Here is a 24,048-nt window from a genome sequence, read left to right on the forward strand (position 1 = left end):
AAAACACCTGGAACACCGCGGAGAGCCTTTCTCGGCCGCACTTCGGCAAACTTTAGGGCTGCCTGCGCGTTGTCTACAGCGGCGATGACGATCTTTGTATAACGCGAAAGGCCCGGAAGCGTCGCCGCGCTCCGGGCCTTTCTGTATATCCGGTATATCGCCGATTAGCCGAGCCGGTCGAACAGCGACATCCTCTGCATCTGGGTAAAGATGGTCTGTGCCGCTTTCAGCGCCGACTGTTCCAGCTGGTACTGGGAGATCGCCTGTGCGTAGTCGAGGTCGCGCAGCGAGGACAGGGTGGTCTTCAGGGTCACGTCGTTGGAGGCGCGCAGGTCGGTGGCGTTGTCGATCGCCGCGAGCTGGGCGCCGCCGGCGGCGCGCGCGTCGATCATCTTCGACGAGGCCTGGGTGATGTCGCGCATCGACGACTGCAGACCGTTCTGCAGTGCTGCCTTGGCGGCCGGGGTGATCGGATCGGTGTTGAGCAGGTTGACCAGGTTGCTGATGGTGGAGAACACGTCCTTGGTGGTCGAGGCGCCGATCTGGAAGCTGTCGCCGGCGGCGGGCGCGCCGTCCACGCGCATCTTCAAGCCGGGCAGGCCGATGCTCTCGCCGGCGGCATAGGTGCCGGTGTTGACCACCGCGCCACTGCTGTCGCGCACCTCGTAGGTGGTGGCGGCAGTGAACACGACACTGTAGCTGCCGCCGTTCCAGGCGCTGCCGGAGCCGTCGCGGCTGAAATCCAGCAGCAGGCCGGTGCCGGTGTTGCCGGCGGCCGCATGCGCGTCCACGGTGCCGTCGCCGGTGGGCACGCGCATGAAGATCTCGCTGCCGGGCAGGGTGTCGGAGACCTTGGTGTCCGGTGCCACTTCCACGCTGCGCTGGGTCTGGTTGCCGCTGTAGACCACGTTGCCCGAGACCACGGCGAACGGGGCTGCATCGTCGGCGGTGCCGCCGAACAGGTAGCGGCCGGAGCCGTCGGTGCTGTTGGACAGGCTCAGCAGGCTGTCGTGCAGGGTCTTCAGCTCCGCGGCGATGGCCTTGCGGTCGGGCGTGGTCAGCGCCGAACTATTGGCTTCCACCGTCAGATCCTTGACCCGGGCCATCAGGTCGCCGGCCTGCGCCAGCGAGTTTTCCTGCAGGTTGAGCCGGTTCTGCACGTTGTTGGCGTTGTCGCCGAAGCGCGCCAGCGCGGCCACCGTGCGATCCAGGCTGACCGCGGTGCCCGCGGCGACCGGGTCGTCGGCCGCACTGACGATGCGCTGGCCGGTGGAGAGCTGTTGCTGCAGGTGCGAGATCGTCGCCTGCTTGCCGAGCATGGTGTTGAGCGACTGATTGAAGATCATGCCGCTGGAGATGCGATTGCTCATCGGACCGCGCTCAGGATGGACTGGAACAGGGTGTCGGCGGTGGAGATCAGGCGCGAGGCCGCCTGGTAGGCCTGCTGCAGCCGCAACATGTCCGCCGCTTCCTCGTCGAGGTTGACGCCGGACAGCGAGTCGCGCGCGTCCTGGGCGCTGCTCTGGATCACGTCCTGCGCATCGGCCGCGTACTTGGCCTGGCGCGCCGCCGAGCCGACCGTGGTGGTCAGGCCGGCCACCGCACCGTTGAGGGTGATGGTGCCGCCGTTGAAGGCCTTGGAATCGTCCAGGTTGGACAGCAGCAGGGCGTTGCCGTTGTTGCTCGAGCCGACCCCGGTCGGCCCCACCGCGAAGCTGTCGCCGGCGGACGGGACGCCGTCCATGGTCAGGCTCCAGCCGTTGGCGCTGATGGTCTGCCCGGCGGTGTAGGTCTGCGGCGCGCCGCCGTTGATCGAGTAATGGGTGGAATCGATGAAGGCGATGTTCGCCGGCGTCAGCAGGTTGGCATTGCTGGCGTTGGTCGCGGTGACATTGCTGACCTTGCCGGTGCCCTGGTTGCTGAGGGTGGCGCTGGCCTGGATCGGCGTCGCCGCGGCGATGCGCGAGGGGTCGCTGATGGCCACGGATAGCTTGCTGATGGCATTGGCGGTGGGCTGCAGCAGGAACTTGTCGCCGCTGGCGGCGGTGCCGGAGACCTGCAGGGTCACGCCGTTGACCACGAACGGATCGGCGTTGGTGCCGGAGCCGCTCATCGGGACGCTGGCGCCGGTGTCGGCGCGGCTGGCGCTCCAGGCGGTGCCGTTGTAGGTCAGCAGCAGGTTCTGACCGTCGAGCTTGCTCAGGTCGCTGACGTTGGCGGTGAACGCCGCGGTGCCGGTATTGGCGCTGTTGCCGTCCACGGTCGGCGCCGGCAAGTTGAAGAAATCGCCGCCCATCTGCCCGTACAGGTCCATGCCGGCGTGGTGCTGCTGGTTGTAGCTGCTGGCCACGCCGGTGGCGATGCGGCCGAGTTCGGCCTTGGTCGGATCCAGGACGTTGCTGCGGAACTCCAGGAAGCCGCCGAGCTGGCCGCCCAGCGCCTTGCTGTTGAGCGGCGTCGAGCCGCCCGGGGTTTTCAGCGCGATCTGCAGCTTTTCCGGCTGGTAGGGATCGGGACTGGTGACCAGCGTCGACGCATTGGTGCCGACCACCATCGCCTGGCCGCCGGAGGTATAGACGTTCATCATCCCGCCGTCCTGCTGGATGACGCTGCCGCCGGTGTAGCCGATGAGCTGGCTGATCATCTGGTCGCGGCGATCGAGCAGGTCCGGTGCGGCGGCATTGGCGTTGGAGCCGATCTGGCCGTTGAGCTTGGCGATCTCGGTGGCCAGGCGGTTGGCTTCGGCGGTGCCCGCCAGCAGGCCGTTGTTGACTTCGCCGCCGAGCGAGTCGAGCTGGCCGTTGAGCTGCTTGAAGCGGGTGACCAGCGAATTGCCGGCGTCCAGCAGGTTCTGCCGGTTGGCGCTGGCCGAGGCGTTGGAGGACAGGCCGGTGGTGGCGTCGAAGAAGTTCGACCACTGCCCGGCGATGCTGGTGGCCTTGTCCGAGAACAGCCCGTCGACGCGACTGGACAGGCTGGAGAGCTGCTTCAGCCGGGCGACTTCGCCGGTGCTGTCGAACAGGCGCGAGATCGCCAGCTGGTCGGCGACGCGGGAGACGTCGGTGATCTGGGTGCCGTTGCCGATGAACTCGCTGCCGTACTGGCTCGGGACCGTGGTCGCGAACGTCGTCCGCTGCCGGCTGTAGCCGTCGGTATTGATGTTGGCGACGTTGTGGCTGACCGTGGACAGGGCCCGCTGGAAGGCGAGCAGGGCGCCGGTACCGGTGGAGAGTATGGACATGGGCGGCTACCTCAACGGCGCACGAGGCCGGACGAATCGACGGTGCTGGCCAGCACGCGCTCGATGCCGCCGGCGGCGGCGCTGCCGATCGCGGCGACCGCGCGGCCGATGGTCGGGCCGCCGGCGATGGCGGCGATCTTGGCTGCGTAGGCAGGGTCGGTGGCGTAGCCGGCGCGCTGCAGGCCCTGGGCGAAGCCGCGGATGTCAGTGCCGGCCTTCAGTGCCTGCTGGTAGCGCGGATTGGTCTTCAGCAGGCGCACGTAGTCGGCGAAGCTTTCCGCCGGCGAGGAATAGGCGCGGAAATCGGCGGTCTGCGACTGCTTGACCCCGTCCACGTACTCGTGGGTGCCGGTGGTCACGCGGTCGCCGGTCCAGCCGGTGGCCTTGATCCCGAACAGGTTGTTGGAGCTGGCGCCGTCGCCGCGGGAAATGCCGCGGCGGCCCCAGCCGGTTTCCAGCGCGGCCTGCGCGACCAGGGCGCGCGCGTCCACGCCCAGTTCCTGCGCGGCCTTCTGCGCATGGTTCCAGATCTTGGCGACGAAGCCTTCCGGGGTACGCTCGCCGAGGCTGGCCGCGGCGGCGTTGGCGGCCGCGGCAGCGCTGGGATCGATGGCGGTGCCGCTGTCGGCAGCCGCCTGCACGTTCGACCAGCGGTCGTCGGCACCAGCCCAGGACATGCCGGCGCTGCCGTCGGCCGGGCTGCTGCCGATGGCCTGGTGCATGGCGCTGCTCTCGCGGCCGGCGATCATGTCCAGCACCTGCTGCTGCGGGGAGGCGGTCGCTTCGGCGCCGCTCCACGGGCCGAGGCCGGCGCCGGCCGTGGCACCGGCGGCAAGCGCGGCTTCGCCCTGCAGCGGCATCGGGCCATTGCCGGACTGGCCGGACACCAGCGAATAGGCCTTGGCCGCCTTGGCCGCGTCCAGCGAGGTATTGGTGGGCGTGGCCGCGGCCGGCTGCCCGCCGCCCAGCTGCTTGGAGATCATCGCGGCCAGGCCTAGCCCCTTGCCGTCGGTCAGGCCCTTGGCGAGCTGCTGGTCATACATGTCGCGGAAGGTCTGGTTCTCGCCGGGGAACAGCGAATTGCCGAAACTGGCCTCGCGCATGCTTTTGACCAGCATGTTGGCGAACTGCCCTTCGAGCTGGCGCGAGACCTTGTCGATCTTGGCCGGATCGTTCTGGGTAGAGGCGTGCAGGTCGAAGGGAGCGGCCGAGATACGCATGTCAGATCACCTCCAGCTCCGCGCTCAGGGCACCGGCCTGCTTGAGCGCTTCCAGAATCGCGATCAGGTCGCCAGGCGCGGCGCCGACCTCGTTGACCGCCCGCACGATCTGATCCAGCGAGGTGCCGCCCTCGAACTTGAACATGCGGCTGCCTTCGTTGGTGGCGGTGATGGTGGACTTGGGCGTGGCCACGGTCTGGCCGCCACTCAGCGCATTCGGCTGGCTGACCTGGGTGCCTTCGCTGATGGTCACCGTCAGCGAGCCGTGCGAGATCGCCGCCGGGCTGACCCGGACCTGCGAACCGATCACCACCGTGCCGGTGCGGGCGTTGACCACGACCTTGGCTGCCGCCGCGCCCGGCGACATCTCGACGTTCTCGATCCGTGCCAGCAGGCCGATCCGTGCGCTCTGGTCGGTGGGCGAACGCACCGCCACGGTGGAGCCGTCCACCGCGTGCGCGCTGCCCGGGCCGAAGGTGCTTTCCAGTGCGGAGACCATGCGCGAGACGGTGGTGAAATCGGGCTGATGCAGGTTGAGGGTGATCTCGCCGGTGTTGCCGAACACGTCCGGCAGCGCACGTTCCACCGTCGCGCCGTTGGGGATCAGGCCGACGCTGGGCACATTCACCGAGATGCGCGAACCGTCCTTGCCCTGCGCGCCGAAGCCGCCGACCACCAGGTTGCCCTGCGCGACCGCATAGACCTGGCCGTCGGCGCCCTTCAGCGGCGCCATCAGCAAGGTGCCGCCGCGCAGCGAGATGGCGTTGCCGATCGAGGAGACGGTGATGTCGATGGTCTGGCCCGGCTTGGCGAACGCCGGCAGCTGCGCGCTGATCGCCACTGCGGCGACATTCTTCAGCTGCGGATTGACGTTCGACGGCACGTTGACGCCCAACTCGCCGAGCATGTTCTTCAGGCTCTGCACGGTGAAGGGCGCCTGGCTGGTGCGGTCGCCGCTGCCGTCCAGGCCGACCACCAGGCCGTAGCCGACCAGCGCGTTGTTGCGCACGCCGCCGACCTGGGCCAGGTCCTTGATGCGTTCGGCCGCGGCCGGCGCGGCCAGGCCGGCGCACAGGGCGACGGCGGCGAGCAGGCGGCAGGGCAGGGACAGGAGAGTCATGGCGGGCCTCAGTACGGCGAGATACGCGAGTTGAAGAAGCGGCTCAGCCAGCCCATCGCGTTGGACTGCGCGACCGCGCCGCGGCCGCCGTAGGCGATGCGCGCTTCGGCCACCTTGCTGGAGGGAATGGTGTTGTCCGGGGCGATGTCGGCGGCGCGGACCACGCCCTGCACCTGCACCAGTTCGTCGCCCTGGTTCAGGCGCAGGTTCTTCTGGCCCTGGATCACCAGGTTGCCGTTGGGCAGGCGCTGCATCACGGTCACGGTGATGCTGCCCTGCATGGTGTTGCTCTGCGCGGTGTTGCCCTTGCCGGCGAAGCTGCGGTCGCCGCTGGTGGAGTTGTTGAGGATGTTGGTGCCGTTGACGGTGAGCGGCGCGCCAAGCAGCGTCGGCGTGGCCATGGTCACCGCGTCCTTCTTGCTGATGCTGGTGTTGGCGGTGCTGCTGGCGTTGGTGCTTTCGACCAGGGTGATGGTCAGCAGGTCGCCGACGTCGCGGGCGCGACGATCGGAGTACAGCTGCAGGCCGGGGCCGGCGGCGTAGATCGCACCCGCGGTCGGCTGCGCCTGCGGCGCCATCACCGGCACGATCGGCGCCATCGGCGCGTACGGACGCACGTCGCCGGCGGCCACGCCCAGACCGGCGCAACCGCCGAGCAGGACCGGCAGCAGCAGCGCGGCGGAGAAAGAGAGAGAGGACAGGCGCGACATGGCGGATTCCGGAGGCGAGGGGATCAGACGTTGTTGTTCAGATAGCCGAGCATCGAGTCGGTGGTGGAGATGGCCTTGGCGTTCATCTCGTAGGCGCGCTGGGTTTCGATCATGCTCACCAGCTCTTCCACCACGTTGACGTTGCTGCCTTCCAGCGCACCCTGCGCGATGTTGCCGAGGCCGTTGAGGCCGGGCGTGCCGTTGGTGGCCGGCCCGGAAGCGGCGGTTTCCACGTACAGGTTCTGGCCCTTGGCCTGCAGGCCCGAGGGATTGATGAAGTCGGTCAGGGTCAGCGAGCCGACCTGCAGCGCCGCGGCGGTGCCGGCGACCTGCACGCTGACCGTGCCGTCGTTGCCGATGGTCACCGACTGCGCGCCTTCGGGGATCTGGATGCCCGGCTGGATCGCGTAGCCGCTGTTGGTGACCAATTGGCCCTGCGCATCGATCTGGAAGCTGCCATCGCGGGTGTAGGCGGTGGTGCCGTCCGGCATCTGCACTTCGAAGAAGCCGCGGCCGTTGACCATCACGTCCAGGGCGCGGCCGGTCTGCTGCTGGCTGCCCTGCTCGAAATCCTTGGCGGTGGCAACCACGCGCACGCCGGTACCAATCTGCAGGCCCGAGGGCAGCTGCGTCTGCGAGGAGCTGGCGCCGCCGGGCTGCCGCACCTGCTGGTACAGCAGGTCCTCGAAGTTGGCGCGGTCGCGCTTGAAACCGGTGGTGTTGGTGTTGGCCAGGTTGTTGGAGACGACCGACATGCGCGTCTGCTGCGCATCCAGTCCGGTCTTGGCGACCCACAAAGCCTGATTCATGACCCGAGTTCCTCTGATGGTGGCCCCGGCACGACGCGCCGGGGGCGCAGGGAGTGATGCATGTGCCGTGCCAAACCGGCGCCGCTGGCGCCGAGGCTCGTCTTAGCCGTTCAGACGCAGCAGGGTGTTGGCCGACTGCGCGTTCTCATCGCCGTTCTTGATGACCTTGACCTGCATTTCGAACTGGCGCTGCAACTGGATCATCTGCACCAGCGCGCCGGCGGCATCCACGTTGCTGCCTTCGAGCATGCCGGTGCGCAGCGAGTTGCCGGTGGCCGGCGCGAAGGCCTTGGCCGGATCGTCGCTGACGTTGCGCATCAGGCCGTCGGGCCTGCGCGTGAGCTGGTCCGCCGGCGCCTGCACCACCTTCAGCGTGGCGATGGTGCTCATCGCGGTGGGGGCTTCGCCCAGCGGCACGATCGACACCGTGCCGTCGTTGCCGATCTCCAGCGACTGGTGCGGCGGAATCGCCACCGGATTGCCCTGGTCGTCGAGCACCGCATGGCCGCTGGCGGTGACCAGCTGGCCATTCGGGGTCAGCGCCAATTCGCCGCCGCGCGTGTACGCCTCCTTGCCGTCGGAAGACTGCACCGCCAGCCAGCGATCGGCATCCAGCGACAGATCCAGCGGATTGCCGGTCATGTGCTGCGCGCCGACGTCGCGATTGAAGCCCTGGTCGATGTGCAGCGCATCGATCCGCGACGGATAACCGGCGCCAGGAATCCGATAGGCCTCGGTATTGGCCAGCGCCGCCTTGAACCCGGAGGTCTCGACGTTGGCCAGGTTGTGCGACACGGTCGCCTGCGCCTGCAGCGACGCGCGGGCGCCGGTCATGGCGACGTAGAGGGCTTTGTCCATGGGTGTGGGCCGTGATTCGGGAGAAGGGATTCGGGATTCGAAAAAGCGGGGATACCGCAGACGATCGGGGAAGTGGTGGCTTGGGCTGGCGCCCGGTCGACAGGCGCCAGCGGCGGCGAATCACCAATCCCGAATCACCAATCCCAGCCTTAACGCATATTGATGATGGTCTGCGTGACCTGATCCTGGGTCGAGATCACCTGCGAGTTCGCCTGGAAGTTGCGCTGGGCCACGATCATGTTGACCAGCTGTTCGGTCAGGTCGACGGTCGAGGATTCCAGTGCGCCGGACTGCACGCTGCCGAAGTCCGAGGTCGCCGGCGAGCCGGTACGGGCCAGGCCCGAGGCCGAGCTTTCCGCCCAGGCGTTGTCGCCGAGCGAACTCAGGCCCTGCGGATTGACGAAGTTGGTCACCGCGATCTGGCCCAGCGCCTTGTCGGCATTGTTGGAGTAGCGCGCGTAGACGATGCCCTTCTCGTCGATGCTGATCGAGTTGAGCTTGCCGCTGGCATAGCCGTCCTGGGTGGCGCCGCGCAGGGCGAAGGCTTCGCCGTACTGGGTCGATCCGAACACATTCAGGTTCAGCGACAGGGTGCCGGCGCCGGTGCTGGGGGTGAAGGTGCCCAGCGCGATCTTGCCGTCGGCCGGGCTGACCAGCGCGCCGCTGTTGGAGAACTGCAGCGTGCTGGCGCCGCCGGCGGCGACACCGTCCACGTAGTTGTAGACGGTCCACTGGTTGGGCGTGGCGGTCTTGACGAAGTACGAGGTCTGCACGTGGGCCACACCCAACGAGTCGTAGACCGTGGTGCCGCCGCTGGAGTTGTTGTAGCTGTTGGCATCGTTCGGATCGAACGTGGCCACCGTCGGCGGTTGGGTGTTGCCGGGCAGGGTGAAGGTCAGGTTGACCGTGCTGGTCTGCTTGGGCGGGCTGTCGGTGGTGAGCAGTTGAAGGTCGGTCAGGGTGCCGGCGGCGAAGCCGTTGCCGTTGCTGGCCGGCGGGAACACCTGCAGCCGCGCGCCCTGCGGATTGACCACATAGCCATTGGCGTCGGTCTGGAAGTTGCCGGCGCGCGAGTACACGCGGGCGCCGTTGTTGGAGAGGGTGAAGAAGCCGGAACCGGAAATGGCCAGGTCCAGGCTGCGCCCGGTCGGATCGATGGTGCCCTGCGAGAACTGCTGGGCGACGTTGCTGACGCGTACGCCCGAACCCACCGCGTTGCGCGCCAGGCCGTAGCCGTTGAGCGTGAACTGGTCGGCGAACTCGGCACGCGAGCCCTTGAAGCCGGTGGTGTTGGCGTTGGCGATGTTGTTGGCGGTGACGTTGAGGTCGGTATTGGCCGCCCTGAGGCCGGACAGCGATGTATTGAAACCCATGGTGGACTCCTGTGGATTGTCGGCGTGGCGTTAGCTGACGCGGAGGACGTTGGTCAGCGGCGTGGTGCCGAGCCCGGTCAGATCGAGATAGATGCCGTCCGATCCGATGATGGCGCTCTCGACCGGCGCCTGGACGTAGGTGGACAGGGACAGTTGGTTGCCCTGGGCATCGGTCTGCCCAGCGGTGATGCTGTAGCTGCCGGCCGGCATGCGCTTGCCGCTGGCGTCGGTGCCGTCCCAGGCGAAATCAAGCTGGCCGGCCTTGTCGGCGGTGAGGCTGATCTTCTTGATCGGCTGGCCGGTGGCGTCGCTGACGGTGACGTCGACCACGCCGGCGGCCTTGGCCGCGACCAGGCCGCCGGTGCTGCCCTCGGCGCCCAGCGGCAGCGTCGCCGACGGCACCAGCACCTTGTGTCCGATCAGGTTGGCACCGCGCAGCACCTGGTCGGTGCTCATCGACGAGGACAGCGCGGTGACGGTCTTGTTGAGGTCGCCGATGCCCTGCACGGTGGACAGCTGCGCCATCTGCGCGACCATCTGGCTGTTGTCCATCGGCTTGAGCGGATCCTGGTGCTGCAGCTGCTCGGTCATCAGCTTCAGGAAGTCCGCCTGCTGCAGCGCCTTGTTCTTGGTGGTGCTGGTGTTGGCCGAGGCGCTCAGGCCCAGACTGGAATAGGTGGTGTCGGTGGAGCTGGTGACGCTGGTCATGGAAGCGGTCCTGGGACGTGACGCGGCGGAAGGAGGGCGGATCAGCGGCCCATGGTCAGAGTGGCCAGCGCCAGTTCCTTGGCGGTGTTGAGCACCTCCACGCCGGCCTGGTAATTGCGCGAAGCGGAGATCAGGTTGACCATCTGCGAGACCGGATCCACATCGGGCGAATAGATGTAGCCCTCGGCGTCGGCGAGCGGATGGCCGGGTTCGTAGCGCTTGATCGGCGGTGCGTTGGTCTGGGCGATTTCCTTGACGTTGACCGAGGTCAAGCTGCTGTCGTGCGGGTTGCGCACCGCCTGGAAGATCGGCTCGATCGGCTTGTAGGCCGCCTCCGCCGAACCGGCCACCGAATCGGCGTTGGACAGGTTGCTGGCGATGGTGCTCATGCGCACCGACTGCGCCTGCAGCGCGGAGCCGGCGACGTCGAAGATCGGCAGGTTGCTCATGCTTATTGGCCCGTGATCGCGGTGAGCATGCTGCGCACCTTGGATTCGAGGAAGCTCAGCGAGGCGCGGTACTCCAGCGCGGCGCGGCCGTAGGCAGCGCGTTCGGCGTCCGGATCGACGGTGTTGCCGTCCATGCTGGGCTGGCTGGCGGCCCGGGTGATCTGGAACGGATTCAGGCCATCGCCGCCGACCGCGATGTGGCGGCTGTCGTCGACCGCGAGCTGGGTGCCTTCGCGCTGTCCCTGCGCGGCACGCATCGCCGCGTCGAAATCCAGGTCCTGGGCCTTGTACCCGGGCGTGTCGACGTTGCTGAGGTTGCTGGCGATCAGCTTCATGCGCTGCTCGCGCAGCGGCAGGGCGTCGCCATGGACGCCGAAGTAGGCTGTGATCGGATTGGACATGGCACGATCCCGCGGTTCGTTGCCGAAACCACAGGCAAGGCGCGTGCCAAAGGCGGGCGCGGGGCCCGGAAGATCAGATGGTCGGTCGCGGGACGCTGGCGGCGTCCGCGCTTTCTATAAGGCGTCAGGCCGGCCGCGTGGCGGGGCGCGGCGCCTGGGCCGGGCTGCCCGGGTCAGGCGGCGGCCTGGGCGGCCGCGGCGACCACCCGCAGCCGGGTCAGCACGTACTCGGCCAGCTCGTTGGGGCTGTACTTGGCCACGAAGGCGTTGGCGCCCACGCGCTCGACCATCGCATTGTTGAACACGCCCGACAGCGAGGTGTGCAACAGCACGTACAGGCCGGCCAGCCCGGGGTGACGGCGGATTTCCGTCGTCAGCGTGTAGCCGTCCATCGCCGGCATCTCGATGTCCGAGATCACCATGGCGTAGCGCTCGGCCGGATTCTCGCCGGCGGCGTGGATCTGCAAGAGATGGTCCAGGGCCTGGCGGCCGTCCGACAGCAGGGTCGCGCCGACCCCGAGCTGGTCCAGCACGCTGCGGATCTGCTGCCGCGCCACGCGCGAGTCGTCGACCACCAGCACCTGCAGCTGCGGGCCGGTGAGCGCCAGCGACGGGTCCAGGTTGGCCTCGACCCGGGTCTGGGCGATGTCGGCCAGCACGCTTTCCACGTCGATCACCTGGATCAGCTCGCCCTGGAAACGGGTCACCGCGGTCAGGTAGCTCGACTCGGCGCCCAGTTCCGGCGGCGGATGGATGTCCTCCACCGCGATGTTGACGATGCGTTCCACGCCGCTGACCAGGAAGCCCTGGACCGAGCGGTTGAACTCGGTCACCACCAGATAGCCTGGGGCGGTGTCCGCGTTCGGCTCGCGCTCCGGGTGGCCGATGGCCAGGCCGAGGTCGAGCACCGGCACCGAGCGCCCGCGCACGTCGGCGACGCCGGAGAATTGCAGCGGCAGCCCCGGCACTTGGAACAGCTCCGGGCGGCGCAGCACTTCCTGCACCTTGAAGACGTTCACGCCAAAAAGCTGACGACCGCCCAGCCGGAACAGCAGCAGGGCAAGCCGGTTGTGGCCCGCCAAGCGGGTGCGCTGGTCGATTCGGTTGAGAAGGTCATGACTCATGGCGTTCATATCGGCGCCTGCGCGGCGGAACTTGAGGGCGCGGTCCGGATCGGGCGTGCGGTTTGCGGCACGGCCTTTGCATGGTGCCGGCGACCTTTCAGAGAGAGACGGCGATGCGCCCGATCCTATTGCTGGTGCTGCTGGCGGCGACGCCGGCCTGGGCTGCGGACTTCCAGTCGGTGGAGTCGATCCGTGCCGCGGCGCTGTCGCTGGCCGGGGCCGACGTCGATGCCGAGGCGACCCTGGACCCCTCGGTGCGGGTGCCGCTGTGCCCGGTGCCGCTGCAGGCCCAGCCGACCGGCACCACGACCGTGGAGGTGAGTTGCCCGCGCGAGACCGGCTGGCGGCTGTTCGTCCCGGTCAAGGTGCGGCGCTTGCAGCACGTCCTGGTGCTGGCGCGCGGCTTGTCCGCTGGAGAAACCATCGGCGCGGCCGATATCGTCCCCGAGAAGCGCGACGCGGCGCGCATCGTCGGCGCCGCGATGACCGAGCCGGAAGCGGCGATCGGCAAGGTGGTGCGGCGAACCCTGCCGGCCGGCACCCTGCTGTCCGCCACCGACCTGGTCGCGCCGCGGCTGGTCCGGCGCGGCGACAATGTGGCGCTGGTGGCACGCAGTGGTGGTCTGGAAGTGCGCATGTCCGGGCGTGCACTGGGCGATGCGGGCGAAAACGAGCGGGTGACCGTCGAAAACCTGTCGTCCAAGCGCATCGTTCAGGGAACTGTGTCACAAAATGGCGACGTTTTAGTGACGCGCTAAGAATCCGGCTAAAGTTCTCCGACGCTGTGCCGTTACCTACACCGAACCCGTAACAGGATGTCCGTCATGACCCAGAAAATTGAAGGGAGTTTGCCGAGCCCGGCCACCCTTCGCACGTCGTCCGTCTCGACCAAGGCCGCCTCCGGCGCGTCCGAGGAAGGCAAGGACCGTGCGGTCGGTGCGGCCGCAGCCACCGATAGCCTGCGCCTGACCGGCGAAGCGTCCGGCCTGCAGACCCTGCAGCGCCAACTGTCGGCCGCGCCGGCGGTGGACAGCAGCCGCGTCGATGCGGTGCGCTCGGCGCTGCAGAACGGCAGCTACAAGATCAACCCCGACGCGATCGCCAGCCGCATGATCGATATGGATCGGCAACTCGGCGCATGAACATGTCCGTGACCAACCCCCTGCAGCAGCTCAGCGACGCGCTCGCCGGCGAGCGCCAGGCGTTGTTGGATCACAACGTGGAAGGCCTCATGCAGGCGACCAGCGCCAAGCTGGCGGCACTGCGCGCACTGGAGGCCGACGTGCCCGCCGGCGCCGAGGCCGAACTGCGGCTGCGTGAGCTGGCCGACGCCAACCGCGCCAACGGCGCGCTGCTGTCGCGGCGCCGACGCGAGGTCAACTGGGCGCTGCGCCACCTCGGCCGCAGCGAGAGCGCGTCCTCCTACGACGCCAACGGCGAGTCCAGCACGCCGCTCTCCCAGCGTCCCCTGGCGGTCGCGTAGGCCGCGGCGCAGTCCCACTGCGGGACGCGCATCCGCCGGCGGCAACGGCGTATATTGGGCATCCATCGATCGCCCGCCGCCTGTCGTGAATTTCGCCGAAATCAATCCCAACGCACCGCTCGTCCTGCCCGCACGCGAGAACCTGCTCGCCCTGAGCGAACTGCTGTACGAAGGCGTGGTGCTGTTCCGCGCCGACGGCCAGTTGCTGCTCGCCAACAGCGCCGCGCGCCGCCATCTCTCCTCCAGCGCCGACACCGGTGCATTGGCCTCGCATCTGGCGCAGTGGCTGCCGGGCGACGCGCTGTCGCAGGCGCGCAGCAGTGGCCGCTGGAGCGGCAGCCTGCCGACCGAACAGCATGTGGTGCTGGCGCACCTGTACTTCCACGCCGACGCGGACGGCGGCCATTACCTGATGCTGATCCAGGGCATCGAAGGCCAGCAGGACTACGAACAGGAACTGCAGCAACGCCACGCCGAACTGCGCCAGGCCTACCTGCGCCTCAACGGCGCCCAGGAAAAATTGCTGCAGTCGGAGAAGATGGCCTCGATCGGCCAGCTCGCCGCCGGCGTCGCCCATGAGATCAACAACCCGATCGGCTACGTCCATTCCAACCTGGGCAGCCTGCAGGAATACCTGCGCAGCCTGTTCACCCTGATCGAGGCCTACGAGCGCGCCCTGCGCGCACCGGATCCGAAGGCGCTGATCCCGGAGATCGACGACATCCGCAACCGCTTCGACATCGACTTCATCAGCCGCGACCTGCCGCAGCTGATGGCCGAATCGCGCGAAGGCATCGAGCGGGTCACCCGCATCGTCCGCGACCTGAAGGACTTCTCCTATTCCGGCCGCGAGGAGTCGTGGAAGCTGGTGGACCTGCACTCGGGCCTGGAATCCACGATCAACATCATCTGGAACGAGCTCAAGTACAAGGTCACCCTGGAGCGCCACTACGGCAACCTGCCGCTGGTGGAGTGCCTGCCGTCCGAGCTCAACCAAGTGTACATGAACCTGCTGCTCAACGCCGGCCAGGCGATCGGCGAGCGCGGCACCATCGTGGTCAGCACCGGACAGGACGGCGAAGAGGTGTGGATCGAGTTCAAGGACTCCGGCGCCGGCATTCCGGCGGACCTGCTGCAGCGTATCTTCGACCCGTTCTTCACCACCAAGCCGGTCGGCAGCGGCACCGGCCTGGGCCTGTCGATCTCCTACGGCATCGTCAACAAGCACCACGGCCGCATCGACGTGAGCAGCACCGTCGGCGAGGGGTCGACGTTCCGGATCGTGATTCCTGTTAGGCAGCCGAAGTAGGGGCGGGGATTGGGGATTCGGGATTGGCAAAAGCGGTTTTGCGTTTGCTGTTCCCGTCCGTGCGTGTCAATGAAATGCCGACACCGCGCTTTTACGAATTCCCAATCCCGAATGCCGAATCCCGGCCTTTGAGCGAATCCCGAATCCCAAATGCCGAATCCCGGCTTCTCAGGGCCCCGCATCCCGCCGCTGTTCGTCGTGCGTGCGGAAGGCCTGGCGGATGTGTTCGCGCAGTTCGTCGTCGTTCCACGGCTTGGTCAGGAAGCGGTAGATCGCGCCGCGGTTGATCGCGTCGGTGACGGTGGCCAGGTCGGTGTAGCCGGACAGGACCAGGCGGATGGTGTCGGGGTAGAGCATCTTCACCCGGCCCAGGAACTCGGTGCCGCTCATGTCGGACATGCGCTGGTCGGACAGGATCACTTGCACGTCGTTGGTGGCGAGCAGGTCGAAGGCGTCGCGGACGTTGCCGGCGGCGAGGATGCGGTAGCCGTCGCGGCGGAACAGCCGGACCAGCGAGCGCAGCACGTTCTCCTCGTCGTCGAGCAGCAGCAGGGTGCGGTCCGGGCGGGTCTCGGTGAACGATTCCGGGCGCAGGTAGCGCCGGCGCAGGGCCATGCCCGCCGCCTCGGCGGACATCGGTTCGCCGAACAGGTAGCCCTGGAAGATGTCGCAGTCGTTGCGGCGCAGGAAGCCCAGTTGCGCCTGCGATTCGACGCCGTTGGCGATCACCACCATGCCCAACTGGTGGCCCATGGCGATGATCGCGCGGGCGATCGCCGCCTCGCGGTTGCCGGCCGGTGCACTCTTGATGAAGCTGCGGTCGATTTTGAGCTTGTCCACCGGATAGCGCACCAGCGCGCTGAGACTGGAGTCGCCGGTGCCGAAGTTGTCCAGGCTCAGGCTGATGCCTTCGCGGCACAGGTTGGCCAGGGTCTCGTGGACGAAGTTGACGTTGTTGGTCAGCGCGCTTTCGTTGATCTCCAGCACCACCATCTGCGGCGGTACCCCGGCCGCCTGCAGCGCCGACATCACTTCGTTGAAGAAGGTCGGGCGCAGCAACTGCAGGGTGGAGACGTTGACCGCGATGGTGAAGTCGTCGAAGCCCTGGTCGCGCCACAGCCGCGCCTGGCGCAGCGCGCCTTCCATCACCCAGGTGCCGATCTGCACGATCACGCCCAGGCGCTCGGCGGTGCGCATGAAGCGCTCCGGCACCAGGATGCCCAGGGTCGGCGACTGCCAGCGCAGCAGCGATTCCATGCCGACCACGCGGCCGTCGCGGGCGCTGACCATCGGTTGGTAGCGCAGGCGCAGCTCGCCGTTGGGAATGGCGTCGACGATCTGCCGCGAGATGATGCTTTCGCTGTGCGCGCTGGGCGGGCCGTCGGCGGCATACAGGCGCACCAGGTTGCCGCCTTCGCGCGCGGCCTGGTAGACCGCATCCTCGGCGAAGTCGAGCAGGGTCGACAGCCGCGTGGAATGCTCCGGGCACAGGCTCACGCCGATCTTGCCGGTCATGAACAAGGTGTACGGCAGCACCGACAGCGGCAGCTCGATCTGCTGCCGGATCTCCTCGGCGAAGGCTTCCGGCGGCGGCACGTCGGCGGTGCGCGGTACCGCCATCACCAGTTCGTCGCTGCCGTGGCGCCACAGCAGGCCGCGGCCGCGCAGGTGCGCCTGCAGCCGGTGCGCGAGCAGCGCCAGCGCCTGGTCGCCCACCTCCGGGCTCATGTTCTCGTTGATCGAGGCGAAGTGGTCGATGTCGATGTGCAGCAGCATCACCCCCGGCCCACCGGCTAGCGCCTCGGCGATCATGCCGGTCAGGGCGGGATGGCCCGCACCCAGGCGCGACGGCAATTCGTCGTCCACGGGTACGGCGCTGGCGGGATTCCACATCGGCTCAGGTTCCAGGCGGGGGCGACGGTGGTGCCGCGGTGGTGTAGGGCAGGCACAGCGTCACCCGGGTGCCGGCGCCGGGGGCAGTGTCGATCTGCAGGGTACCGCCGGCGCTCTGCGCGCGCTCGCGCATCACGATCAGGCCTAGGCCGCGCGGCCCGGCCGGATCGAAGCCGTCGCCATCGTCGACCACTTCCAGGCGCAGGCGCTGGCGTTCCTCGTCGCCGAGGGTCATCCGCACTTCGCCGGCGCTGGCGTGGCGCAGCACGTTGGTCAGGCTCTCCTGGGCGATACGGAAGCAGGCCTGTTCGACCTCGCCGCTGGGGCGCTCGGGCAGGGTGGCGATGTCCAGGTGCAGGCGCACCGGCGACGCGCGGAACAGCATGCCGGCCTGCCAGCGCAACGCCGCTTCCAGGCCCAGCGCGTCCAGTTGCGGCGGCCGCAGCAGCGTGGACAGGTTGCGCAGCTTGGTGATGCTGCTGTCGGCCAGGCTCACGATCTCGCTGAGATCCTCGCGGCGGCGCTCGGCGTCGGTTTCGTCCAGCGCCGCGTGCGCCGACAGCTTCATCGCGGTGATCGCCTGGCCGATGTCGTCGTGCAGGTCGCGCGAGATCGCCCGGCGCTCGTCTTCCTGCAGCGAGAACAGGCGTCGCGCCATCGCCTGCAGTTCGCGGTTGCTCTGCGCCAGCGCGTCGCGCATGCGCTCCGGTTCGCTGAGGTCGCGCACGATCAGCAGCTTGCAGTCGCGGCCGCTGTAGCGGACGTTGCCGAACGACAGCCCGGCATGGAACAGCGAGCCGTCGCGGCGGCACATGCGTGCGGTGGCGCCGCGTTCGCCCTTGGCCCCGGCCGCGCCCATCCGTTGCCGTACCAGCGCCAGGTCGGCGCTGTCGACCAGGCCCTGCAGCGGCTCGCCGAGCAGGTTCTCGCCCTCGAAGCCGAACTGCCCGGCGCAGGCGGCGTTGGCGTACAGCACGTGTTCCTGGTGCAGGATCGCCACGCCGTCCGGCAGCACCCGCACCAGTTCGCGGAACTGCTCCTCGCGCTCGTGCAGCAGGCGCCGCGAGCGCTCGTGCTCGGTCACGTCCTGCAGGGTGCCGTGCACGCAGGCGCCGCCTGCGTCGTCGCTGGACGATTCGGCGCGCAGGTGCAGCATGCGCGCCTGGCCGTCGGCGGCCAGCACCGGCAGCAGCATGTCCAGTTGCAGCGGCGCGCTGCCGCACAGGTCCTCGATCACCCGCTGGATGCGCGCCTGCGACGCCACGTCTGGTGGCACCAGCAGCTCTTCCAGGCGGTGCTGGCGCGCCTGGTCCGGCACGCGCCGGCCCAGCATCCGGTAGACCTGCTCGGAATAGCTGCCCAGGCCGCTGGCCCGGTCCAGTTGCCAGGAGCCCAGCCGCGCGATCGACTGCGCCTCCTGCAGGTGCCGCAGGGCCTGGTCGCGGCGGCGCTGCGCGTCGTATTCGGCGCTGCGGTCGCTGATCACCACCAGCCGCGCCTGCCGGCCGTGGTAGTCCAGGCTGGTGCTGCGCGCCTCGGCCATGCACTGGCTGCCGTCGCGCAGGCGCAGCGGCTCGGCCACCACGCAGGTCTTGGACGGGGTCTGCCGGATCGTCTCGATCACCTCGGCCAGGCGGGCGCTGGCGCTGGGCGGCCACAGCCGCGCCAATTCCAGTCCGACGAACTCGTCATGCGACCAGCCGAAGAAGGCGACCGCGGCGGGGTTCACGTCGAGGATGCGCAGGCTTTCCAGGTCGTAGACCAGCATCGGGCTGGGATTGGCGTGGAACATCTGCCGGTAGCCGGCCTCCGACAGCGCCAGCCGGGTATGCGCCTGCACCGCGGCGCGCACCAGCGGGCGCAGCAGGTAGTACAGGGCGATCGCGGTCAGGGCCAGGAACAGGGCGTCGTTGACCAGCTGCAGCACGATCAACGTGCGGGGATCGTCTACGAAATGCGCCAAAACCAGGTCGCTGCCGATCGACAGTGCCAGTCCCAGCAGCACGTACAGCAGCACCACCCGCCAGATGCCGCGGTCCAGGCGCTGCGCCAGGCGCATGCCGGAGGTCGCCTGATTGGGCAGGGAGCTGTCGCGTTGTGGTTGCATGCCCCGGCAGCCTGCTGCGGTGGTCCGTGTCCGGCGGACATCTTAGCCGCTGACGGCCGCCGCGGCCCATGGTCGGGCGGTGCGGGCGCTCAATTAATGCCGCCGGGTGCCGTTATCACCTTCGACCGCTGGCCTTCAGGGCGGCGAAACGGAGCATCTCGGCGTGGATCAAGGCGTCATCGCAAGCTTGCTGCAGCACCCGCTCACCTCGGCGCTCGTCCTGTTGGACGCCGATGGCAGGCCGCTGGCGGCGAACCGGGCAGCGCAGGCACTGGAGCTGCCGCGCACCGTGGAGGCGTACGCCGAGCTGTTGCGTGCGGCCCGCGAGCGCCTGCTCGGCGGCGAGACCATGCTGGCCTGCGCCTTGCCCGGCACCGCCGGGCGACGTCTGGACGGCTGGCTGCGCGCGGTGCGCGACGACAGCGGCGGCCTGCTGGCCTATACCCTCAGCGTGCCCGAACCGGTCGGCAGCGACGGCGCCACCCGCTGGGAGATCGCCCTGGACAGCGCCGAGCACGGGCTGTGGGACTGGGACATTCCCAGCGACACCATCTTCCGCTCCGAGCGCTGGAAGCGGATGCTCGGCTACGCCGGCGATGCCCCGGCCGACGGCCTGAACGCGCTGCTGCCGCTGGTCCACAGCGATGACCAGGAGCGCCTGCGCCAGGCGATCCGCGCGCATTTCGAGGGCCGCACCGAAACCTACATGTGCGAGTTCCGCCTGCGCCGGCAGGACGGGCAGTGGCACTGGATCCTGGACCGCGGCCGCATCGTCGCGCGCACCGCCGACGGCAGCCCGCTGCGCATGATCGGCACGCATACCGACATCCACGAACAGAAGCTGCTCGAGCAGCGCCTGCGCGACCAGCAGACCCTGCTGCGCGAGGCGCAGCGCATGACCCGCATGGGCAGCTGGTCCTGGGATCCGTTGCGCGACAGGGTGTGGTGCTCGCGCGAGTTCCTGCGCGTCACCGGCCTGGACGAACAGCAAGCGCCGAGCAGCCGCGGCTGGCTGCGCCTGCTCAGCCGCGATTCGATGGCGCAGCTGATCTCGGTCTGGCGGCGCATGGCCCGCGAGGCAAAGCCGGCCAACTTCGAGGTCGAGCTGGTGTGTGGCAGCGAGTCGCCGCTGCACCTGCGGGTGTGGGCGCAGCCGCAGGTGGAGGCTGACGGCCGCATCCAGCGCGTGCTCGGCCAGGTGCAGAACATCACCGAGCAGCGCCAGACCGACGCCCTGATCCGCTGGCGCACCGAACTGCTCAACCGGGTCTCGGCGCTGGGCAAGATCGGCGGCTGCGAGATCGAGGTCGGCACCCGGCGCATGCAGTGGACCGAGGAGTGCTACCGCATCCATGGCCTGCGCAAGGAGGCCATCGATCTGGACCACGCGCTGGCGTTGTACACCCAGGACTCGCGCGATGCGTTCGAGTCGGCGCTGGTGCGCATCACCGAGGGCGGCCTGCCGGAGCAACTGGACCTGTGCTTCCACCGCCCGTCCGGGCAGCGCATCTGGGTGCAGGTGCTGATCGAGCTGGACGAACGCGACGGCCTGCCGCCGCGCTTCGTGGTGCTGTTCCGCGACATCACCCGCGAACGCGAGGCCAGCGAGCGCATCGAGCTGCTGGCCCACTACGACCTGCTGACCGGCCTGCCGAACCGGCAACTGCTGCGCGAGCAGGCCGAGAAGGCGATGAACGAGGCGGTGGAGCGCGGCACCACGCTGGCGATGCTGTTCGTCGACCTGGACGGCTTCAAGAGCATCAACGATTCCTTCGGCCACGCCACCGGCGACGCGCTGCTGAAGCTGGCGGCCACCCGCATGCACCAGCAACTGCGCACCAGCGACCTGTTCGGCCGCTTCAGCGGCGACGAGTTCGTGGTGGTGTTGCGCGATCTGGCCGAGCCCGGTGACGCCGGGCACGTGGCGCGCAAGCTGATCGCGGCGCTGGCCGAACCGCTGCACAGCGGCGAGAACGTGATCAAGATCGGCGCCAGCATCGGCATCGCGCTGATGGAGGAGGGGCGCCAGGACTTCGACGGCCTGCTGCGCGCCGCCGACGCGGCGATGTACGCGGCCAAGGAGTCCGGACGCAACACCTGCCATTACTACAGCCAGGACGTGCTGCTGCGCGCGCAGCGGCGCCTGGAGATCGAGCATGCGCTGCATGGCGCGCTGGATCGCGAGGAGTTCTCGCTGGTGTACCAGCCGCTGGTGCACGCGGCGGGCGAGCGCGCGCCGGCGGTGGAAGCGCTGTTGCGCTGGCACCGCCCCGGCCACGGCCATTGCAACCCGGCCGAGTTCATTCCGATCGCCGAGGAATGCGGCGAGATCGTGCGCCTGGGCGACTGGGTGATCGGCGAGGCATGCCGCCAGGCCGCGGCCTGGGATGCGGCGGGGCTGAGCTTCGACCGGGTCTCGGTGAACGTCTCGGCGATGCAGTTGCGCGACCGCGGCTTCGCCGAACGGGTCATCGAGCTGTGCCAGCGCAATGGCTGGTCGCCGAAGCGGCTGGAGCTGGAGCTGACCGAGTCGGCGCTGATCCGCGACAGCGAATCGCTGCGCCGCTGCTTCGAACTGTTCGAACAGGAAGGCGTGCTGCTGGCGGTCGACGACTTCGGCACCGGCTTCTCCAACCTGCATTACCTCAATCGCTTCCCGGTGCAGCGCCTGAAGATCGACCGCAGCTTCGTGCAGGACATGCTGCACGACAGCGGCACCGCCAAGGTCACCCAGGCGATCGTGCAGCTCGGTCACGCGCTGGGCATGCAGGTGGTGGCCGAGGGCGTGGAAACGGTGCAGGAAGAGGCCTTGCTGCGCGAGCAGGGCTGCGACGAGATCCAGGGCTATCTGCACTCGCGGCCGTTGCCGCCGCGCGAGCTGGCCGCCTGGTTGCGCGCGCGCCAGCAGGTGGCGCCGGCCACACACCCGCGGCTGGTGCTGGCTGCGCAGTGAATGTGCGGCGCCGCGTGCGCCGCACGGGTTTGCGGCGACGCAGCAGCTGGCTATACTGCGCGCGCCCATCGTTTTTCCGGCCAGAGGCCACCTTCCTTGGACAGTCATCCTAGACCGACGCTGCAGCGACAGAGCTGACAGGACCGCCACGGTCTGGGTCGTCCCAGATGGGGTCCCGTCCGCTCAGGACGGGATCGTTCGCCAGCCCCGTGCGGCTGGCCTTGATTCCGAGAATGCGCAAGCCCGATCCGCGAGGACTCCGAGCGTAGCCCCTGGCGTTCCCCATCGTCGGAGCCGCCCATGCGCCTGCCATCGCCATCGTCCCTGATTCGTTCGCCGCTGCGCGGTTGCGTCGCGTGGCGACGGCGTACGTGCACCGCATTGTCAGGGGACACCCGCGCGGCCGGCAGCGGCTGACGCACGGCGTACATCTTCCCCGGTCACACTGGGCGGTCCGCTTCGCGACCCGCGCCAGCGTCCTTTTTCCTGCGGCGTTCGCTGCCGCTCCTGCCGGATCTTCCCATGCTGCCATTCGCCCGCGACCGCTCCGCGCCCGGACAGCTCGCCGCACGCCCCGGCGTGCTGCCCAACCTGCACGATCTTGCGGTGTTCGCGCTGCTGCTGGGCCTGGGTGCGTTGCTGCTGCACGGCGCATCCGACATGCGCGCGCCGCTGCCGCCGGCCGGCACCGCCGCGGTGTCGCTGGATCTGTGGCAACTGCCCGAATACGGCCTGCGCACCACCTTGCGCATGTTCGCGGCGATGGCCGCCTCGCTGGTGTTCACCTTCGTGGTGGCGACCCTGGCCGCCAAGAGCCGGCGCGCCGAGCGAGTGATCGTGCCGGCGCTGGACATCCTGCAGTCGGTGCCGGTGCTGGGCTTCCTCACCTTCACCGTGACCTTCTTCCTGGGCCTGTTCCCCGGCCGGCAGATCGGCGCCGAACTGGCTTCGATCTTCGCCATCTTCACCAGCCAGGCCTGGAACATGGCGTTCTCGTTCTACCAGTCGCTGCGCAACGTGCCGCGCGACCTGGACGAGGTGTCGCGCGGCTTCGGGCTCAGCGCCTGGCAGCGTTTCTGGCGGCTGGAGGCGCCGTACGCCACGCCCTCGCTGATCTGGAACATGATGATGTCCATGTCCGGCGGCTGGTTCTTCGTGGTCGCGTCCGAGGCGATCAGCGTCGGCGACCACACCCTGGAATTGCCCGGCATCGGCTCGTACCTGGCGCTGGCGATCGCGCAGCGCAACTTCGCCGCGGTCGGCTGGGCGGTGGTGGCGATGGCGGTGCTGATCGCGCTGTACGACCAGTTGCTGTTCCGCCCGATCGTGGCCTGGTCGGACAAGTTCCGCGCCGAACTCACCGCCTCGCAGGACAAGCCGCAGTCGTGGCTGTACGACCTGCTGCGGCGCACGCGCCTGGCCAAGCGCCTGGTCGCGCCGCTGGCCTGGATCTGGCAGCGCGCCATGCTGGTGCGCTGGGCGCCGCGGCAGCAGCCGCAGCCCGTGGCGGCGCCTCGCGCACCTGGGCGCAGCGGGGTATGGGGCGATCGGCTGTGGAGCGCGGCGCTGGCCCTGGCCGGTGCGGCCGCGGCGTGGTTCGCCTACGACTACGGCCGCCGCCACCTGGGCCTGCACGACCTGGCCGAGGCCTTCGGCGGCGGCCTGGCCACGCTGCTGCGGGTGGTGGTGCTGATCGCCCTGGCCAGCGTGGTGTGGGTGCCGATCGGGGTGTGGATCGGGCTGCGCCCGAAGGTGGCGCAGCGGGTGCAGCCGCTGGCGCAGTTCCTGGCCGCGTTCCCGGCCAACGTGCTGTTCCCGTTCGCGGTGCTGGCCATCGTCAGCACCGGCGCCGATCCGAACATCTGGCTGTCGCCGCTGATGATCCTCGGCACCCAGTGGTACATCCTGTTCAACGTGATCGCCGGCGCCAGCGCGTTCCCCACCGATCTGCGCGAGGCCGCCACCATCTACCACCTGCGCTCGTGGACCTGGTGGCGGCGGGTGATCCTGCCCGGCATCTTCCCGTACTACATCACCGGTGCGTTGACCGCGTCGGGCGGTTCCTGGAACGCCAGCATCGTGGCCGAACTGGCCAGCTGGGGCCACACCCAGGTGCAGGCCTACGGCCTCGGCGCCTACATCGCCCGCGCCACCGCCGCCGGCGACGGCCCGCGGGTGCTGCTCGGGGTGGCGGTGATGTCGCTGTTCGTGACCCTCTTCAACCGTGCGGTCTGGCGACGTCTGTACGTCTTCGCCGAACGCCGCCTGCGTTTCGACTGATTCCTGGAGA

The 24,048-nt window shown here is 68.8% G+C and carries 20 protein-coding genes; 6 read left to right on the top strand and 14 right to left on the bottom strand.

The genetic code is table 11. From position 1 onward, the window contains the following. Window positions 1–164 precede the first annotated feature (164 nt). From flgL to PIQ37_RS05735, 12 genes are all read right to left on the bottom strand, one after another. A complete protein-coding gene (gene flgL, locus PIQ37_RS05680) occupies window positions 165–1,370 on the bottom strand; it encodes a flagellar hook-associated protein FlgL (RefSeq protein WP_017907281.1) in 1,206 nt (401 codons plus the stop codon). Beyond that, window positions 1,367–3,241: a flagellar hook-associated protein FlgK gene (gene flgK, locus PIQ37_RS05685; protein ID WP_342072708.1), complete on the bottom strand. Its 1,875-nt coding sequence runs from the start codon at window positions 3,239–3,241 to the stop codon at window positions 1,367–1,369. Before flgK ends, flgL begins: the two co-directional genes overlap by 4 nt. An 11-nt stretch (window positions 3,242–3,252) precedes the next feature. Further along, window positions 3,253–4,461, bottom strand: coding sequence for a flagellar assembly peptidoglycan hydrolase FlgJ (gene flgJ, locus PIQ37_RS05690; protein WP_342072709.1), 1,209 nt, complete (start codon window positions 4,459–4,461; stop codon window positions 3,253–3,255). A gap of 1 nt (window position 4,462) precedes the next feature. Continuing rightward, complete coding sequence (locus tag PIQ37_RS05695) at window positions 4,463–5,581, bottom strand: flagellar basal body P-ring protein FlgI (protein ID WP_342072710.1); 1,119 nt, start codon at window positions 5,579–5,581, stop codon at window positions 4,463–4,465. Window positions 5,582–5,589: 8 nt separating this feature from the next. Further along, the gene (flgH, locus tag PIQ37_RS05700; RefSeq protein ID WP_017908575.1) at window positions 5,590–6,291 is read right to left on the bottom strand and encodes a flagellar basal body L-ring protein FlgH; all 702 of its coding nucleotides are present in this window, start codon (window positions 6,289–6,291) and stop codon (window positions 5,590–5,592) included. A gap of 23 nt (window positions 6,292–6,314) precedes the next feature. Continuing rightward, the gene (flgG, locus tag PIQ37_RS05705) at window positions 6,315–7,100 is read right to left on the bottom strand and encodes a flagellar basal-body rod protein FlgG (RefSeq protein WP_160967501.1); all 786 of its coding nucleotides are present in this window, start codon (window positions 7,098–7,100) and stop codon (window positions 6,315–6,317) included. 102 nt (window positions 7,101–7,202) lie between these two features. Further along, the gene (locus PIQ37_RS05710) at window positions 7,203–7,958 is read right to left on the bottom strand and encodes a flagellar basal body rod protein FlgF (protein ID WP_342072711.1); all 756 of its coding nucleotides are present in this window, start codon (window positions 7,956–7,958) and stop codon (window positions 7,203–7,205) included. A gap of 149 nt (window positions 7,959–8,107) precedes the next feature. After that, a complete protein-coding gene (gene flgE, locus PIQ37_RS05715) occupies window positions 8,108–9,331 on the bottom strand; it encodes a flagellar hook protein FlgE (protein ID WP_342072712.1) in 1,224 nt (407 codons plus the stop codon). Window positions 9,332–9,361: 30 nt separating this feature from the next. Further along, window positions 9,362–10,039 carry a flagellar hook capping FlgD N-terminal domain-containing protein gene (locus PIQ37_RS05720; protein WP_342072713.1) on the bottom strand — a complete coding sequence of 226 codons (678 nt, stop codon included), beginning with the start codon at window positions 10,037–10,039 and terminating at the stop codon, window positions 9,362–9,364. Between the two features lie 41 nt (window positions 10,040–10,080). After that, window positions 10,081–10,488 carry a flagellar basal body rod protein FlgC gene (gene flgC, locus PIQ37_RS05725; RefSeq protein WP_017908570.1) on the bottom strand — a complete coding sequence of 136 codons (408 nt, stop codon included), beginning with the start codon at window positions 10,486–10,488 and terminating at the stop codon, window positions 10,081–10,083. A 2-nt stretch (window positions 10,489–10,490) separates the two neighbouring features. Further along, a complete protein-coding gene (flgB, locus tag PIQ37_RS05730; RefSeq protein WP_017908569.1) occupies window positions 10,491–10,889 on the bottom strand; it encodes a flagellar basal body rod protein FlgB in 399 nt (132 codons plus the stop codon). Window positions 10,890–11,062: 173 nt separating this feature from the next. Further along, on the bottom strand, window positions 11,063–12,013 hold the full coding sequence (locus tag PIQ37_RS05735) for a chemotaxis protein (protein WP_026143352.1): 951 nt from the start codon (window positions 12,011–12,013) through the stop codon (window positions 11,063–11,065). Window positions 12,014–12,126: 113 nt separating this feature from the next. On the opposite strand from PIQ37_RS05735, the gene flgA reads away from it, so the two are divergent. The 4 genes from flgA (at window position 12,127) to PIQ37_RS05755 (ending at window position 14,805) form a co-directional block, all read left to right on the top strand. Next, a complete protein-coding gene (flgA, locus tag PIQ37_RS05740) occupies window positions 12,127–12,771 on the top strand; it encodes a flagellar basal body P-ring formation chaperone FlgA (protein WP_342072795.1) in 645 nt (214 codons plus the stop codon). A 66-nt stretch (window positions 12,772–12,837) separates the two neighbouring features. Further along, on the top strand, window positions 12,838–13,155 hold the full coding sequence (gene flgM, locus PIQ37_RS05745; RefSeq protein WP_048489805.1) for a flagellar biosynthesis anti-sigma factor FlgM: 318 nt from the start codon (window positions 12,838–12,840) through the stop codon (window positions 13,153–13,155). Between the two features lie 2 nt (window positions 13,156–13,157). Next, window positions 13,158–13,496 carry a flagella protein gene (locus PIQ37_RS05750; protein ID WP_026143350.1) on the top strand — a complete coding sequence of 113 codons (339 nt, stop codon included), beginning with the start codon at window positions 13,158–13,160 and terminating at the stop codon, window positions 13,494–13,496. Window positions 13,497–13,620: 124 nt separating this feature from the next. Next, window positions 13,621–14,805 carry an ATP-binding protein gene (locus PIQ37_RS05755; protein WP_407136534.1) on the top strand — a complete coding sequence of 395 codons (1,185 nt, stop codon included), beginning with the start codon at window positions 13,621–13,623 and terminating at the stop codon, window positions 14,803–14,805. Between the two features lie 168 nt (window positions 14,806–14,973). Here PIQ37_RS05755 and PIQ37_RS05760 read toward each other — a convergent pair whose 3' ends face one another. Beyond that, on the bottom strand, window positions 14,974–16,698 hold the full coding sequence (locus PIQ37_RS05760) for an EAL domain-containing protein (RefSeq protein WP_010341742.1): 1,725 nt from the start codon (window positions 16,696–16,698) through the stop codon (window positions 14,974–14,976). Window positions 16,699–16,702: 4 nt separating this feature from the next. Beyond that, window positions 16,703–18,805: a PAS domain-containing sensor histidine kinase gene (locus tag PIQ37_RS05765; protein WP_342072715.1), complete on the bottom strand. Its 2,103-nt coding sequence runs from the start codon at window positions 18,803–18,805 to the stop codon at window positions 16,703–16,705. A 163-nt stretch (window positions 18,806–18,968) separates the two neighbouring features. Here PIQ37_RS05765 and PIQ37_RS05770 point away from each other — a divergent pair, with 163 nt between their 5' ends. Together PIQ37_RS05770 and PIQ37_RS05775 are read left to right on the top strand one after the other, a co-directional pair. Continuing rightward, window positions 18,969–21,758: a sensor domain-containing protein gene (locus PIQ37_RS05770; RefSeq protein ID WP_342072716.1), complete on the top strand. Its 2,790-nt coding sequence runs from the start codon at window positions 18,969–18,971 to the stop codon at window positions 21,756–21,758. A 522-nt stretch (window positions 21,759–22,280) separates the two neighbouring features. Then, complete coding sequence (locus tag PIQ37_RS05775) at window positions 22,281–24,038, top strand: ABC transporter permease (RefSeq protein WP_342072717.1); 1,758 nt, start codon at window positions 22,281–22,283, stop codon at window positions 24,036–24,038. Window positions 24,039–24,048: the final 10 nt, after the last annotated feature.

The organism is Xanthomonas protegens (assembly GCF_038442435.1).
Taxonomy (GTDB): domain Bacteria; phylum Pseudomonadota; class Gammaproteobacteria; order Xanthomonadales; family Xanthomonadaceae; genus Xanthomonas_A; species Xanthomonas_A sontii.

Coding starts and splice junctions, on each gene's coding strand:
- flgL (WP_017907281.1), bottom strand. CDS start 1,370: ATGAGCAATCGCATCTCCAGCGGCATGATCTTCAATCAGTCGCTCAAC.
- flgK (WP_342072708.1), bottom strand. CDS start 3,241: ATGTCCATACTCTCCACCGGTACCGGCGCCCTGCTCGCCTTCCAGCGG.
- flgJ (WP_342072709.1), bottom strand. CDS start 4,461: ATGCGTATCTCGGCCGCTCCCTTCGACCTGCACGCCTCTACCCAGAAC.
- PIQ37_RS05695 (WP_342072710.1), bottom strand. CDS start 5,581: ATGACTCTCCTGTCCCTGCCCTGCCGCCTGCTCGCCGCCGTCGCCCTG.
- flgH (WP_017908575.1), bottom strand. CDS start 6,291: ATGTCGCGCCTGTCCTCTCTCTCTTTCTCCGCCGCGCTGCTGCTGCCG.
- flgG (WP_160967501.1), bottom strand. CDS start 7,100: ATGAATCAGGCTTTGTGGGTCGCCAAGACCGGACTGGATGCGCAGCAG.
- PIQ37_RS05710 (WP_342072711.1), bottom strand. CDS start 7,958: ATGGACAAAGCCCTCTACGTCGCCATGACCGGCGCCCGCGCGTCGCTG.
- flgE (WP_342072712.1), bottom strand. CDS start 9,331: ATGGGTTTCAATACATCGCTGTCCGGCCTCAGGGCGGCCAATACCGAC.
- PIQ37_RS05720 (WP_342072713.1), bottom strand. CDS start 10,039: ATGACCAGCGTCACCAGCTCCACCGACACCACCTATTCCAGTCTGGGC.
- flgC (WP_017908570.1), bottom strand. CDS start 10,488: ATGAGCAACCTGCCGATCTTCGACGTCGCCGGCTCCGCGCTGCAGGCG.
- flgB (WP_017908569.1), bottom strand. CDS start 10,889: ATGTCCAATCCGATCACAGCCTACTTCGGCGTCCATGGCGACGCCCTG.
- PIQ37_RS05735 (WP_026143352.1), bottom strand. CDS start 12,013: ATGAGTCATGACCTTCTCAACCGAATCGACCAGCGCACCCGCTTGGCG.
- flgA (WP_342072795.1), top strand. CDS start 12,127: ATGCGCCCGATCCTATTGCTGGTGCTGCTGGCGGCGACGCCGGCCTGG.
- flgM (WP_048489805.1), top strand. CDS start 12,838: ATGACCCAGAAAATTGAAGGGAGTTTGCCGAGCCCGGCCACCCTTCGC.
- PIQ37_RS05750 (WP_026143350.1), top strand. CDS start 13,158: ATGTCCGTGACCAACCCCCTGCAGCAGCTCAGCGACGCGCTCGCCGGC.
- PIQ37_RS05760 (WP_010341742.1), bottom strand. CDS start 16,698: ATGTGGAATCCCGCCAGCGCCGTACCCGTGGACGACGAATTGCCGTCG.
- PIQ37_RS05765 (WP_342072715.1), bottom strand. CDS start 18,805: ATGCAACCACAACGCGACAGCTCCCTGCCCAATCAGGCGACCTCCGGC.
- PIQ37_RS05775 (WP_342072717.1), top strand. CDS start 22,281: ATGCTGCCATTCGCCCGCGACCGCTCCGCGCCCGGACAGCTCGCCGCA.